This window comes from Nocardia concava NBRC 100430 (genome assembly GCF_000308815.1).
Classification (GTDB): Bacteria; Actinomycetota; Actinomycetes; order Mycobacteriales; family Mycobacteriaceae; genus Nocardia; species Nocardia concava.
This window is the reverse complement of sequence record NZ_BAFX01000105.1, coordinates 1-12,522: the sequence shown is the minus strand read 5'-3', so window position 1 is coordinate 12,522 and position 12,522 is coordinate 1. Positions and strand designations below refer to the sequence as shown.

The window sequence follows — 12,522 nt, the reverse complement described above, 5'->3', positions numbered from 1 at the left end:
ACGTCGTTCTCGACCGTGGTCACAGCGCCACCGCCAATCCGTTTGTGGCGAGCGCATTGCTCGGGGCCGAAGCCGAGGCCGGGATGGGTCGGCGGGTGCGGGTGCGGCGGACCATCGTCGTTGTGGCTACGGCCATTCCGGCGGCCAGGCCGATCCCGGCGAGGGTGAGGGTTGCGGGGGAGGGGAGGCTGCCGGTGCGTTCGAAGAACGGCTCGGTGATCGGGCTGCCATAGTCCTGGCGTATCGAGTTCAGGTCTACGGCTGTGGTCGCGACGTCGGCCATGACTCGGCACTGGGCGCGGGACACCGCGCTCGTGCGGGTTTCGCAGGCCGCGTCCATGCGTTGTTCCAGCGTGGCGTCGACCGCCTGCCGGGCCCAGGGGCCCAGCGGCTGTCCGTGGGCGGCGGCGTAGCGCAGCAGGTCGTAGCCGAGGTCGTGGGACTTGCAGGCCAGGTCGAACTCGGCGGGCAGGGGGATCGGGGAGGAGCAGTCACCCTGCGGGTTGACGAGGATGCCCGATTCGATGACCGGGCGGTATCCGGCGGTGGTGACGAAGTCCTCCGGGATGACCGTGGGATCCGGCTGTGTGGCAACCGCTTCCGCGATCCCGGCGCGTGCGGCGGCATTCTCCGGCGCGATCGGCGCGCTGATCGCGGCACCTGCGCTGGGCGCGAAGGCGACACCGACCGAGCACGCGACGGTTGCCGCGGCAGTCAGCGCGGCTGCCCGGCGCAGCCCGTTCCAGCGTGCGCCACTGTCCTCGGAGCTATGGGCAGCAGCGGTGCGCGGCGCGCGGGCGGCGTCGGTGGTCGCGGGTGCAGGCCGGGTGGAACGGGGCGAAATCCTGCGGGAAATCGGGAACGCTCTCATGGGGATCGACGGTAGGAATCGGGCGTCGACCTGGGCCTCAGTCTGCGGGGCCGTTCCTGAGTGGGCGGTGCGGGGGAGGGGCGTGCCGGTGTCATACCGGGGTAGGGGGTCCTAGATCATTCAGGGGTATGAGGTGTGAGGGGCGGGGAGTCTCTACCGTCGAGGGCATGGTCGGAAAAGTGGCTGGGAAGGCCCGTGGGTTGCGGGCGCGGCAGTGGATCGACGGCTTCACGGTGCTGCTCGCGCTCATCTTCATCGCGGTGGCGTGGCCGACGCTGCACGTGACGCACAAGGTGCCGCCGGCGGCCGCGCCGTTCATCGCGGGCTTCGCGGCGTTCCCGATTCTGCTGCTGCGGGTGAATCCGCCACTGGGATGGGCGGTTTCGGCCGGCTCGGCGCTGCTGATCGCCCTGGTGGTGCCGCATCAGCCGGGCAACAGCATCCCGTTCCAGGTGGTGCACATCATCGTGCTGTTCGCCCTGGTCTTCGCGGTGGCGGTGCGCGCGCCCATCCGGATCGTCGGCGTGGTGTGGATCTCCACCTCGCTGCTGTTCGCCACCACCATGGCCCAGACCGGGGACAGCTTCGCCGAGGCCGGGTTCGGGTGGCCGCTGGCCATCACCGGGCTGGTGGTGTTCGGGCTGCTCATCCGCTGGGTGGCGGTCTCGCGGCAGGCGCTGCTCAAGTCCGAGGAGGAGACCGAGCTGGAGCGGGCGCGGCGCGCGATTCTGGAGGAGAAGGCCCGCATCGCCCGCGATCTGCACGATGTGGTGGCGCACCACATGTCGATGGTGGTGGTGCAGGCGCAGACCGCGCCGTACCGGATCAGCGGGCTGTCGCCGGACGCGCGCGCGGAATTCGAATCCATCGGGACCGGGGCGCGGGCCGCGCTCAACGAGATTCGCGGCATGCTCGGCGTGCTGCGCAGCGACGGGCAACTGCCCGAGCACGCCCCGCAGCCCTCCGCCGCCGATGTGCCCGGACTGCTCGAGGGCGCGCAGCGTGCCGGAGTGCCGCTCACCTTCACCGTCGACGGAACCCTCGACGCGGTGCCGGATACGACCGGGCTGGCGCTGTACCGAATCGTGCAGGAGTCCTTGGCCAATGCCTCACGGCACGCGCCGGGCGCGGCGGTGCGGGTGCATATCGTCGCCGGCTCCGAACTCACCCTGGACATCAGCAATGACCGTGCGATCGCGGTCCGCCCGGGCGACCACTCCGGCACCTCCGGCAGCGGTATCGCCGGAATGCAGACCCGCGCGGCCGCCGTCGGCGGCGTCCTCACCGCGGGCCCCCGCCCCGACGGCGGCTTCGAAGTCCACGCCAGCCTCCCCCTCTCCGCGACCCTGACCACCCCCATCACCGCCACCCTCGCCTGACCCGGCCGCCGAGTGGCACACCACCGAGGGATATTCGGACAAAACCCCTCAGTGGTGTGCCACTCGGCCGTGGGTGGCGCGAAGTTGTCGTCGCTGGGGCTCGAGTGGCGGCGGCATGGCAAACTCGAGGGCGTGCGTGAGGTGCGACTGTGGGGATAACCGTGTTGATCGCCGACGACCAGGCGATGGTGCGGGCCGGATTCGGGGCGCTGCTGGCGGCGCAGCCGGACATCAGTGTGGTCGGGGACGCCTCGGACGGGAAAATCGCTGTGGCCGAGGCGAAACGGCTGCGCCCGGACGTGGTGCTGATGGATGTGCGCATGCCCGAGATGAACGGGCTGGACGCGGCGCGGGCGATTCTGTCGGCCGGGTTCGAGCCGCCGGTGCGGGTGCTCATGTTGACCACCTTCGATATCGACGACTACGTCTACGAGGCGCTCACCATCGGGGCCAGCGGATTTCTGCTGAAGGACGCGCCCGCCGAGGAATTGGTGCGTGCGGTGCGGGTGGTGGCCGCGGGTGACGCGCTGCTCGCGCCGACGGTGACGCGCCGGTTGATCGCCGATGTGACGCGCCGCCGGGCCCGGCGTGCGCCCGCGCCACAGCTGGAGGTGCTCACCCCGCGGGAGCGCGAGGTGCTGGAGCTGGTGGCGCGCGGCATGTCCAATGCCGAGATCGCCGAAAGTCTTTTTGTCGCCGAACAAACGGTGAAGACGCACGTGTCGAAGGTGTTCACCAAACTGAATCTGCGCGATCGGGCGCAGGCGGTGGTGCTGGCCTACGAATCCGGACTGGTAACCCCTGGCTGACCTGCCCCGACAGCGTTTCGGCGGGTAGGCTCACGGACTTGTACGTCACCGGAAGGGGGTCGTGGACAGTGCTCAACAGCGGTGACGTGTTCGCCGGGTTCACCGTCGAACGGCTGCTCGGTCAGGGCGGAATGGGGTCGGTGTATCTGGCCCGGCATCCCCGGCTGGGCAAGTTGACGGCACTGAAGCTGCTGAACCGGGAACTGTACGCGGACAGGGAGATCCGCGCCCGGTTCGAGCGCGAGGCGGATCTGGTCGCGCGGCTGGACCATCCCAATATCGTCGAGGTGTACGACCGCGGCACCGAGGACGAGATGCTGTGGATCTCCATGCAATACGTGGACGGGGTGGACGCCGCCAGCGTCAATGTCGCCACCCTGCCGCCCGAGCGTGCCGTCCAGGTGATCGAAGGCGTCGCCAGCGCACTGGATTACGCGCACGGCATGGGGGTGCTGCACCGGGATGTGAAGCCCGCCAACATCATCCTGGCCCGCGCCGTCGCCGGCCACGGTGAGCGCGTGTTCCTCACCGACTTCGGCATCGCCCGTCTGCGCGAGGACTCCACCCACCTCACCCAGGCCGGCATGTTCACCGCCACCCTCGCCTACGCCTCGCCGGAGCAGATGACCGGCGCCCACCTCGACCCCACGACCGACCAGTACTCCCTGGCCTGCGCCCTCTACTGGCTCCTCATCGGCGCGGGCCCCTACGACTCCCCCCACCCCGCCGAACTCATCCGCGGCCACCTCCAACTCCTCCCACCCCCGGTGAGCCTCCGCCGCCCCGGCCTCTCCCCGGCCATGGACGCCGTCCTCACCAAGGCCATGGCCAAACGCCCCGCCGACCGTTTCCCCTCCTGTACCGCCTTCGCCAAGGCCGCCCGCCAAGCCCTCTCCGGCCCCCCATCCCCCCACCCCGCCCTTCAACACCCCGCTCGCCCGACTTACCCCAATCCCGCGGCCCCCCAACCGAACTACCCGGCCGCCCAGCCCTACCCTGCCCCGGGCTACCAAGTCCCACCCCAGCCCTACCCCGCCGCACCCCCGGCTTACCCCTCACCCCCACAACAACCACCCGCCTACCCGGTGCCACCGCAGCCATCCGCCTCACCCGCGCAGCAGCCGATCCCCGCACCCAATTACCCTGCGCCCCAACCGCAACCCGGAGCGCCCGGTCCCCAGCAGTCGGCGACTCCCGGCTACCAACCACCCGCCCCGAACCCCCAGCAAGCCCAGGGCGCAATCGCCGCTTATCCGGCGCCCCCGCCACCCGCCGGGTGGCCACAAGACACGGAACGCGTGAATTCCGGCCCCACCGCCCGGCCGTACCCGCCCGCCCAGGAACCCGCGCCCGCCAATTACGGTGCGCCGCAACAAGTTGCCGCGCCGATCCCGCAGCAGCCGATGCCGGACCAGGCCGGCTCCGGTCCGACGAATCGCCCGCACCCCGCGCCACCGTCGGACGACCCGTCCCAGCGGCCGACCGATATCGTGCCGCACCCGGTGGTTTCGACCGGCCGCCAAGCGGATTCGGCCGCGCCGACAGAGACTCTGGCGCAGCCCGGGTGCACCAGCGTGATCGCTGCGGCCGTCGAGAACTCGACTTCCGAGGCGGTGGACGGGGATTCGGCGTCTGATTCATTGGCATTGCCTGGTTCGCCCGGATTCGCCGAGCTTGCGGCCGAGCCGTCGACGGCGCTGGCTAGCGGGGCGTCCGCCATCGCCGATGCGGATGCGGCTGTCGGCGCGCCGGATTCCCTCGGTGCCGACGACGAATCGGGCGCTGCGGCGCGGCATCCGGATTCCGGGGCGTTCGTACCCTCCGGTGCGTCCGGTCAGGCCGGGGATTCGGCGGAGACGGCCGATTCGGCGGTCGTCGATGTGCCCGAGTCTGTTTCGGGAGCCCAGGTGGAATCGGCGGCTGCAAGCGACCCGGGCGGTGCGCCTGAACCGGGCGGGACGCCTGAACCGGGTGGTGCGTCCGAACCCGCCGCCGCGCAGGTGGCTGGAACCGTGGCCGCCCCGCCGATTCCCGGCTCGGCGGGGGATACCTCGTACGGGGGCTACTCGGTCGGGTCGGGTTATGGCGCGCAGCCGGGGCCGTTCGGGCCGAATGTGGTGCGGCCGGGGTTGATTCCGACTTCGCAGCGGGCGGAGGCGTCGCAGGTTACCGCGTTGGTGGTGTTGGGGCTGGCGGTGGTGGCGTTGGTGTTGATGGTTGTGGTCGCGGTGGTGTTGGTTTCCGGTTAGGGAGGGGGCGGTCAGGTGCCGGGGAAGAGGGTGGCGCGGGTGCCCAGGACCATTTGGCCTCGGTCGACCAGGATTTGGCGGGCGCGGCGGCGGACGAGGCAGTTGTCCACGGTGCAGTACTTGTGAATCTGCATGGCCTGGTGGGCCTGGGGGAGGCCCAGGTCGCCGGGGTCCATCGTGCAGTCGAAGAGAAGAAACATCATGGTTTCCACCGGGGCAGCGCAGGGGGCTGAACAATTCGCGGTCCGGCGCTGGTGCTCGGCATGCGGCGCATCCGCGCCGGGCCTCCCGCAAGCGTAACGGGGTTCGCGATGTGCCACGCCGGTATCGGCCGCCTTGTCACGCCTGGTCAGGATTTCTGGGAGTGGGAGAGTAGGTGCGCCCGGCTCGGGGACGAGTGGGTCCAGAGATATCAGGGCTCCGGTTCTCACCGGGCGCGACTCCAGTCCAGCACCGTTTCGGCGAACCGACAATCGAAGCCTCGCCGCGGTGGGAAACTTTCCGAAAGCTCCAGGTCAGCATTCATATCGCGTGGGAGCATCATTCGCAGTGACCGAAAACAGCCTTCGTGGGGGAGGATTCGATGTCCGAGCATGGTTCGACATTGCCGCGTCGTCAGCTGGGGCGATACCTGCGCGAAGGCCGGATGCAGTGCAATATGACGATCGCCGAGGCAGCGGCGTTGATGGAGTGGAGCGAGTCCAAGCTGCAGCGACTCGAGACCGGTAATGCCGAGAAGATCCGGGTGCTCGATGTCCGGGAGCTGTGCCGCATCTACGACTTCGACGACGAGTTCAGTTCCGCACTGACCGGTCTCGCGCAACAGGCCAGCGTCAAGTCCTGGTGGCACGAGTACGACGATCTGATTCCCGAGGGTTTCAATGTGTATGTGGGCCTGGAGGCTTCGGCCCGCGCCCTCATCTCCTACCAGCCGGAGATCATTCCCGGCCTGCTGCAGACCGCCGAGTACGCACGCGTGTTGATCAACGATTACTGGCCGGATGCTGCACCCGACCAACTCGACCGAAGGGTCCAGTTGAAGATGCGTCGTCAAAGCCTCTTGACGCGCAAGCGAAGTCCCGCCTCCTTCGATGTCGTGGTGCACGAAACCGCATTACGTCGCGTTGTCGGCGGTCCGCGCATCATGGCGGCGCAATTGCGGCGCGTGGCGGATCTGTCGACACTCCCGGCGATCGCTGTTCGTGTACTACCCTTTGCGGCGGGTGTGCCGATCGGCCATACCGTCGGCCCGTTCGTGATCCTGGAGTTCGGCCGGGACGCCGGCAATCGGCCCGTCGAACCCACGGTCGTCTACCTGGAGAACTTCCTCGGCGACCTGTATCTGGAGAAGCAGGCCGCGGTCGACCGGTACCGCGAGGCATACCAATCGATCCAGCGCGCCGCGCTGGACGAGACGACCAGCAGAGACCTTCTCCGGAGGGCAGCGAAGGAGTACGCGACGTGACCGTCGAACCCGGCGTCCGGTGGTTCAAGAGCGCCCGCAGCACCGGTGCCAAGGAATGCGTCGAAATCGCGTTCCTATCCACCGGAGTCGGAGTCCGCGACAGCAAGAACCCGACCGGTCCGGCGTTGATCTTCCCGCCCGCCGACTGGGATCGCTTCACCGCCGCCCTGGCCGCCGGGCGGTTCGACAACTGAACCCGGCCCGGCGGGACCCGGTGACGGTCAGGGGGATTCAGGCGGAACGGGCGGCGCGGGCCGAATTGAGGGTGACCGCGGCCGCGTTCCAGATGGCGTAGGCGCTCACCGAGTAGGGGACCCAGGTCGGGTGACGCAGGGCGATCAGGACGATGGTCGCGACGGCCAGTGCCAGCGCGCGGATGACGATGCCGTTGTGCAGCAGGCTCTTCAGGACCTGCGCGTTCAGGGGGTTGGCGGTCTTGACGGCGTTCATGATCTTCGACCTTCTTCGAGGATTCCCGGTGGGCGGGCGGATTACGCGGCGGGCCAGTCGTTCTCGGTCTCGCCGACCTTGTTGACGTAGTTGGTCAGGGTCTGCAGGGCGACCAGGGCCACGATTTCGAGCACCTGCTCCTGGGTCCAGCCCGCGGCCAGCGCCTCGGCCGGGTCGGCCTTGCCGCGGCTCTCGGTCAATTCGCGCGCGAAGGCCACGGCGGCAGCCTCTTTCGCATCCGCGGAGGTGCCCTGCTTGGCGGCCTCCACCTCGGCATCGCTGAGCTTGGCGACCCGCTTGCCGGTGAAAGTGTGCGCCGCGACGCAGTAGCCGCAGTCGTTGGCCGCGCCGACGGTGAGTGCGATGCGCTCCGAGGTGGCGGGCGGCAGCGTGCCCTTCTTCAGCGCGCCGGACAGCCCGAGGTAACCCTCCAGTACCGCGGACGAATTGGCCATCACCTTGGTCATGTTCGGCACCCGCCCCATGCGCTTGCGGACCTCGTCCAGCAGGGGAGCTTGCTCGACCGGAGTGATCATCTCTCTCAACCTTTCTAACGGAAGATCTTGCTTTCTCACGTTAGAACATCATGGCACTCGATTTCAATCCCCGTTAGAATCGGGACATGGTCGATCCCTTGGCATTCCGGTTCGCGAACACCCTCCGCGCCACCAGCCGCGGCTTGACCGATGCCTTCGGCACGCCCGAGTCGACGCGGGACTGGCTGGTCACCAATGCCGAGGACATCGGCAGGTACATGGACCTCGACGGCTATCTGCCGACCGAGGCGGATCGCACGGCCCTGGTGGACCTGCGTCAGAACGTGCGCGCCCTGTTCGCGGAATACGTTGCGCCCCAAGCGCCCAGTTCGGCCGACGCCGCGGTGCTGCCGCCGTTCCCGGAGGCGCTGGCCGCCGTCAATCGGGCCTCCGCTCCGGCGCAGCGGCTACTGGAATGGGACAGCGCGGGCCCCCACCCCGAATACCGGATGCTCACCGCCGGCGATCTCGACACCGTCATGGCCGGATTGGCCGACGCCACCATCGAATTCTTCACCAGCCCGGAGGCGGCCCAGATCCGCACCTGCCCCGCGCCGCGCTGCGTGCGCTACTTCCTGAAATCCCATCCCCGCCAGGAATGGTGCTCGGTGGCCTGCGGCAACCGCGCCCGCGCGGCCCGCCACTACGCCCAGCACCGCGACGATTGACCGGCCCCGTCATTCCGGCGTGCTTTTGGCCGGAATCCACTGATACGGGACGGATCCCGGCCAAAAACATGCCGGGATGACGAGGGTGACCCGATATGACAACGGCGCTCGCCGAATGGGCGGGGGCCGTTGTCTCGGGTCGCAGTGCTTTCCGGCTCAGCCGAAGAACGCGGCCGCCTCCCGGTACCGGTCCGGCGGCACCAGCTTGAGCTGCTTGGTCGCTTCCGAGAGCGGCACCAGCTCGATCTCATTGCCCTTCAGCGCCACCATCTGCCCGAACTGCCCGGCGTGCACCGCTTCCGCCGCGTGCACCCCGAACCGCGTGGCCAGCACCCGGTCGAACGCGGTCGGCGTGCCGCCGCGCTGAACGTGGCCGAGCACCGTCACCCGCACTTCCTTGCCGATGCGCCGCTCGATCTCCGGCGCGAGTTGCTGTGCCACACCGGTGAATCGGACATGCCCGAACTCGTCGATGCCGCCGTCCCGTAGCGACATGGACTTGGGATCGGGCTGCGCGCCCTCGGCCACCACGCAGATGAAATGCGAATCCCCGCGCTGGAAGCGCCGTTTCACCATGGCGCAGACCTCGTCCACGTCGAACGGCACCTCGGGCACCAGGGTCAGGTGCGCACCGGAGGCGATGCCGGAGTTGATGGCGATCCAGCCCGCGTGCCGCCCCATCACCTCGACCAGCATGACGCGCTGATGCGATTCCGCGGTGGTGTGCAGCCGGTCGATGGCCTCGGTGGCGATGGACACCGCGGTGTCGTGGCCGAAGGTGGTGTCGGTGCAGTCGATGTCGTTGTCGATGGTCTTGGGCACGCCGACCACCGGCACGCCCTCGTCGGCCAGCCAGGAGGCCGCGGTCAGCGTGCCCTCGCCGCCGATCGGGATGAGCGCGTCGATGCCGTTGTCGTCGAGGGTCTGCTTGATCCGCCCGAGTCCGGCGCGCAGCACATCCGGATTGGTGCGCGCGGTGCCGAGAATGGTCCCGCCCTTGGTGAGCAACCGGTCGGTGCGGTCGTTATTGAGGATCTGAATCTTCCGATCCTCGAGTAGCCCCCGCCACCCGTCCTGGAACCCGACGATCGCATCCCCCCACCGTCCGTTCGCGGTACGAACGACGGCACGAATCACGGCATTCAGGCCAGGGCAGTCTCCGCCTCCGGTCAAGACTCCGATGCGCATGCTGCCCATCTTGCCCTGACCCGCCCCCCTTGTCCGCCCCACCCCCGTGAACCGCCGGTTACAACCGCCTTCGATTTCGCTGAGTGGCACACCAGCGCGGGGATTTGTCCGGATTCGCCGCGCTGGTGTACCACTCGAAGCATCAGTGGGCGGGGCAGGTGCCGCCCTTGAGCTCCTCGAGGTGCTCGTTGATGAGGTTGGCGATCTTGGTGAGGATGGCGGTGCCGTCGTCGAAGGAGCCGGAATTGGGCTGGGTGGCAATGACGATGGCGATCTGGCCGCCGTCGACCGGGATCAGACCGAGCTGGCGGACCAGGTAGTTGCCGCTGGTGTCCGGACCCCAGCCGCCCTTGAAGACGGCCCCGTCCAGATTGCCCAGGCCCCAGCGCTGGCTGGAGCTGATCTTGCCCATCAGTGAGGTGACGACCTCGGACTGCGGCAGGCAGGGCAGTTTGGCGGTGAATTTCAGCTGATTGGCCAGCGACCAGTCGGCCTGACCGAACGCGGAGTACTCCGAGCGGGTGCGGGTCGCGGGCACGGTGGTCTGAGTGTCGCCGCCCTCGCGCAGCACGTCCTGGACGGTCTGCGCGGCCACCTCCGGGCTGCCCAGGGACTGCCAGAGCGTATCGGCGGCGGCATTGTCGGAGTATTCGATGGCATTGATGGCCGCCACCTGATTGCCGGGATTCTTGCGCAGCGCCGCCAGCGTCAGCGGGACCTTCATGCTCGACCAGCCGGGCCCCGAGGTCCAATCCCCGAGCGCCACCACCTTGTCGCCGCCCACGGGCAGCACCGCCAGCCCCACCTTGCCGGGCAGTGTGGGTGCCAGGGTATTGACGAAATCCCAGGCCAGCGTGCCGGGCAGCGCCATGACGGTGGCGGGGATGGCATTGGTCGGCGCGGCGGCCGCGGATGTCTTGTCCGGCACCAGAACCGGTTTGCTGGTGCATCCGGTCAGGACACCGACCAGCAGGGCCAGCGCGCCACACCCCCGCGCGAACCTTGCTCTCACCCTGACAACCTCCATCTGCTCCGGATGCCCGGTGCGTTCCCTGTTCCTAGCGGACACACCTATACCCGTCAATCGCAAGGATTGTTGTGGGTCGTGGCAGCGAGGGTCAAATGCGGTGGTTAGGGGCGTTTTCCGCGGATATTTGCCCGATTCGTGGTGCGAGCAGGGCAATTTGACCCGGTCGCCCACGAAATGTGTTAATCGGTGCGGAATGTGTCAATGGGTGCGGACCGCGTCAACGACCGCAGAGTCCGCCGCGTAGGTCGGGCAGGTGGTCGCCGACCAGCAGCGCCATCTTGTCCATCATCGCGGTGGCGTCGTCGAAACTGCCGGAGGTGGGTTCGGCCGCCAGCGCCACCGCCACCGGGCCGTTCAGCGTTGGCACCAGCCCGAATTGGCGGACGGTGTATTTGCCGGTCTCATCGTCGGGACCCCAGCCGCCCTTGAATTCCGCGCCGATCAACCGGCCCAGACCCCAACTCTGGCTGGGCGTGATCTCGCTCATCAGCGAGACAACGGAATTGGCGCGCGGCAGGCAGGGCAGCCTGGAGGCGAAGTGCACCTGATCGGCCAGCGACCAGTCGGTCGCGCCGAAGGCCAGCAGATCATCGGATTCCAGGGCGGCCAGTTTGGTATGGCGCGCCGCGACATCGGTGGTGGTGTCGCCGGCCTCGCGTAGGATCGCCTCGACCGCCTCGGCGGCCTGGCTGCCGGTGCCCAGCGAGTTCCAGAGTTCCTGTGCCGCATCGTTGTCGGAGAAGGTGATGGCGGCCTCGGCGGTGGAGCGCATGCCGGTGGGATCGTGGCGCAGCGCGGCCAGGGCCAGCGGCACCTTGATGGTGGACCAGGCGATGCCGCCGGTCCAGTCGCCCAGCTGGGTCATGTCGCCGCCGCCGACCGGCATTACCGCGACGCCGACCCGACCGTCCAGTGTGGCCCGCAGATCGGCGAAATCTGCTGTGAAAGCGACGGATTTCGGCAGCCCGAACAGTTCGGGCAACATCGACGCGACCGTATTCGGCGCCTGCAACTCGGTGCTGTCGCCGACCGGCTTGATGTCGTTCGATTGCGCCGAAGCATGGTGCGCCGCACCGAGATTCACGCTGCAAGCGGAGACGGCCAACACCGCCGCCAGGGCCAGCCCGCGCACAAACCCCTTGCAACAGGCCGGAATCGGATCAGTAGACATACACCACCGCGTTATCTCCGCCGCCGCAGGTCACCAATTTGCCTGCGGCCGTGCACTTCATCGTGTAAGACCGGCCGGTCACCGGGCTCACTGCCACCACAGTAATCTCCGAGCCCTGCCGACCCGACGCCGCGTCGGCATAGGCTCGGCGAACCTCTTCCGCGAAGGGACAACTCGTGCCCGTGTTCCCGGTCGCGGAATTGGCGTAACCGCCCTGCACCGCGTACTTCTGTGGACACGGCGTTGCTCCCGCCGGCAGTTGCACCGTGGTGGGGGCCGGGGTGGTCACCGTCGCCGTCGGGCCCGCGGATTGCGAGCGCGGAGCGGTGGTGGTGCCCGGAACCCCCTGTGCTGCCGTCGTTATGGGTGCTTCGTTGCCGGAGCGGTCGAGGACTTGCCAGCCTACGGCACCGGCGATGGCGGCGACGGCGATAACCAGCACACCGAGGGCGACCGGCAGCGCCACCGACTTGCGGCGCTGCTGCCGCGTGCGGGGTGGATCGGAATAGACGACCTGGTGTTCCGCGGTCGGGTACAGCGAATCGTCCGGGGCCGGTGCGTACGGGAACTCCTGCTGCTGCGCCTGCGCATGCCCCCAGGCGGCGCGCTCCTGGGCGTCGGCCGGCACGCGGGGTGTAGTGGAAGTCGCTGACCCGCACCCGGGTCGGATCCGAGGGGCGGATGACCGGGAGGTCGCCGGAGGCTC

Annotated in this window: 14 protein-coding genes; 6 read left to right on the top strand and 8 right to left on the bottom strand. The window is 68.6% G+C overall.

Annotation, left to right across the window (positions count from 1 at the left end; translation table 11 throughout):
* Positions 1–19 precede the first annotated feature (19 nt).
* Complete coding sequence (locus ON43_RS42765) at positions 20–871, bottom strand: hypothetical protein (RefSeq protein WP_051179141.1); 852 nt, start codon at positions 869–871, stop codon at positions 20–22.
* Between the two features lie 167 nt (positions 872–1,038).
* On the opposite strand from ON43_RS42765, the gene ON43_RS24825 reads away from it, so the two are divergent.
* From ON43_RS24825 to ON43_RS47055, 3 genes are all read left to right on the top strand, one after another.
* Positions 1,039–2,250 (top strand): sensor histidine kinase, encoded by a 1,212-nt coding sequence (locus ON43_RS24825; protein ID WP_086008013.1) that lies wholly within the window; start codon positions 1,039–1,041, stop codon positions 2,248–2,250.
* A 149-nt stretch (positions 2,251–2,399) separates the two neighbouring features.
* A complete protein-coding gene (locus ON43_RS24820) occupies positions 2,400–3,059 on the top strand; it encodes a response regulator (RefSeq protein WP_040811202.1) in 660 nt (219 codons plus the stop codon).
* 38 nt (positions 3,060–3,097) lie between these two features.
* On the top strand, positions 3,098–5,308 hold the full coding sequence (locus ON43_RS47055) for a serine/threonine-protein kinase (RefSeq protein WP_373283480.1): 2,211 nt from the start codon (positions 3,098–3,100) through the stop codon (positions 5,306–5,308).
* A gap of 11 nt (positions 5,309–5,319) precedes the next feature.
* Here ON43_RS47055 and ON43_RS24810 read toward each other — a convergent pair whose 3' ends face one another.
* Entirely contained in the window at positions 5,320–5,511 is a 192-nt protein-coding gene (locus tag ON43_RS24810; protein ID WP_040811240.1) for a hypothetical protein, read from the bottom strand.
* A 380-nt stretch (positions 5,512–5,891) separates the two neighbouring features.
* Between ON43_RS24810 and ON43_RS24805 the strand changes: the two genes are divergently transcribed.
* Complete coding sequence (locus ON43_RS24805) at positions 5,892–6,773, top strand: helix-turn-helix domain-containing protein (protein WP_040811200.1); 882 nt, start codon at positions 5,892–5,894, stop codon at positions 6,771–6,773.
* Complete coding sequence (locus ON43_RS24800; protein WP_040811198.1) at positions 6,770–6,967, top strand: DUF397 domain-containing protein; 198 nt, start codon at positions 6,770–6,772, stop codon at positions 6,965–6,967. Before ON43_RS24805 ends, ON43_RS24800 begins: the two co-directional genes overlap by 4 nt.
* A 37-nt stretch (positions 6,968–7,004) precedes the next feature.
* On the opposite strand, the gene ON43_RS24795 is transcribed toward ON43_RS24800, so the two are convergent.
* On the bottom strand, positions 7,005–7,223 hold the full coding sequence (locus tag ON43_RS24795) for a hypothetical protein (RefSeq protein WP_040811196.1): 219 nt from the start codon (positions 7,221–7,223) through the stop codon (positions 7,005–7,007).
* A 41-nt stretch (positions 7,224–7,264) separates the two neighbouring features.
* Positions 7,265–7,759 carry a carboxymuconolactone decarboxylase family protein gene (locus ON43_RS24790; protein WP_040811195.1) on the bottom strand — a complete coding sequence of 165 codons (495 nt, stop codon included), beginning with the start codon at positions 7,757–7,759 and terminating at the stop codon, positions 7,265–7,267.
* Positions 7,760–7,845: 86 nt separating this feature from the next.
* Here ON43_RS24790 and ON43_RS46370 point away from each other — a divergent pair, with 86 nt between their 5' ends.
* Positions 7,846–8,427: a CGNR zinc finger domain-containing protein gene (locus tag ON43_RS46370; protein WP_040811193.1), complete on the top strand. Its 582-nt coding sequence runs from the start codon at positions 7,846–7,848 to the stop codon at positions 8,425–8,427.
* Between the two features lie 156 nt (positions 8,428–8,583).
* On the opposite strand, the gene ON43_RS24780 is transcribed toward ON43_RS46370, so the two are convergent.
* The 4 genes from ON43_RS24780 to ON43_RS24765 all read right to left on the bottom strand — a co-directional run bounded on the left by ON43_RS24780 (position 8,584) and on the right by ON43_RS24765 (position 12,444).
* Positions 8,584–9,615 (bottom strand): ATP-dependent 6-phosphofructokinase, encoded by a 1,032-nt coding sequence (locus ON43_RS24780; RefSeq protein WP_040811238.1) that lies wholly within the window; start codon positions 9,613–9,615, stop codon positions 8,584–8,586.
* A 142-nt stretch (positions 9,616–9,757) separates the two neighbouring features.
* On the bottom strand, positions 9,758–10,627 hold the full coding sequence (locus ON43_RS24775; protein WP_245568728.1) for a serine hydrolase: 870 nt from the start codon (positions 10,625–10,627) through the stop codon (positions 9,758–9,760).
* 235 nt (positions 10,628–10,862) lie between these two features.
* Entirely contained in the window at positions 10,863–11,816 is a 954-nt protein-coding gene (locus ON43_RS24770) for a serine hydrolase (RefSeq protein ID WP_245568727.1), read from the bottom strand.
* Positions 11,806–12,444 carry a hypothetical protein gene (locus ON43_RS24765; RefSeq protein WP_051179134.1) on the bottom strand — a complete coding sequence of 213 codons (639 nt, stop codon included), beginning with the start codon at positions 12,442–12,444 and terminating at the stop codon, positions 11,806–11,808. The genes ON43_RS24770 and ON43_RS24765 overlap by 11 nt, the downstream gene beginning before the upstream one ends.
* Between the last annotated feature and the right edge of the window lie 78 nt (positions 12,445–12,522).

Bases quoted from the DNA above. Each gene is read 5' to 3' on its own strand.
- ON43_RS46370 (WP_040811193.1), top strand. From the start codon at position 7,846: ATGGTCGATCCCTTGGCATTCCGGTTCGCGAACACCCTCCGCGCCACC.
- ON43_RS24805 (WP_040811200.1), top strand. From the start codon at position 5,892: ATGTCCGAGCATGGTTCGACATTGCCGCGTCGTCAGCTGGGGCGATAC.
- ON43_RS24790 (WP_040811195.1), bottom strand. From the start codon at position 7,759: ATGATCACTCCGGTCGAGCAAGCTCCCCTGCTGGACGAGGTCCGCAAG.
- ON43_RS24795 (WP_040811196.1), bottom strand. From the start codon at position 7,223: ATGAACGCCGTCAAGACCGCCAACCCCCTGAACGCGCAGGTCCTGAAG.
- ON43_RS24780 (WP_040811238.1), bottom strand. From the start codon at position 9,615: ATGCGCATCGGAGTCTTGACCGGAGGCGGAGACTGCCCTGGCCTGAAT.
- ON43_RS24825 (WP_086008013.1), top strand. From the start codon at position 1,039: ATGGTCGGAAAAGTGGCTGGGAAGGCCCGTGGGTTGCGGGCGCGGCAG.
- ON43_RS24770 (WP_245568727.1), bottom strand. From the start codon at position 11,816: ATGTCTACTGATCCGATTCCGGCCTGTTGCAAGGGGTTTGTGCGCGGG.
- ON43_RS24810 (WP_040811240.1), bottom strand. From the start codon at position 5,511: ATGATGTTTCTTCTCTTCGACTGCACGATGGACCCCGGCGACCTGGGC.
- ON43_RS42765 (WP_051179141.1), bottom strand. From the start codon at position 871: ATGAGAGCGTTCCCGATTTCCCGCAGGATTTCGCCCCGTTCCACCCGG.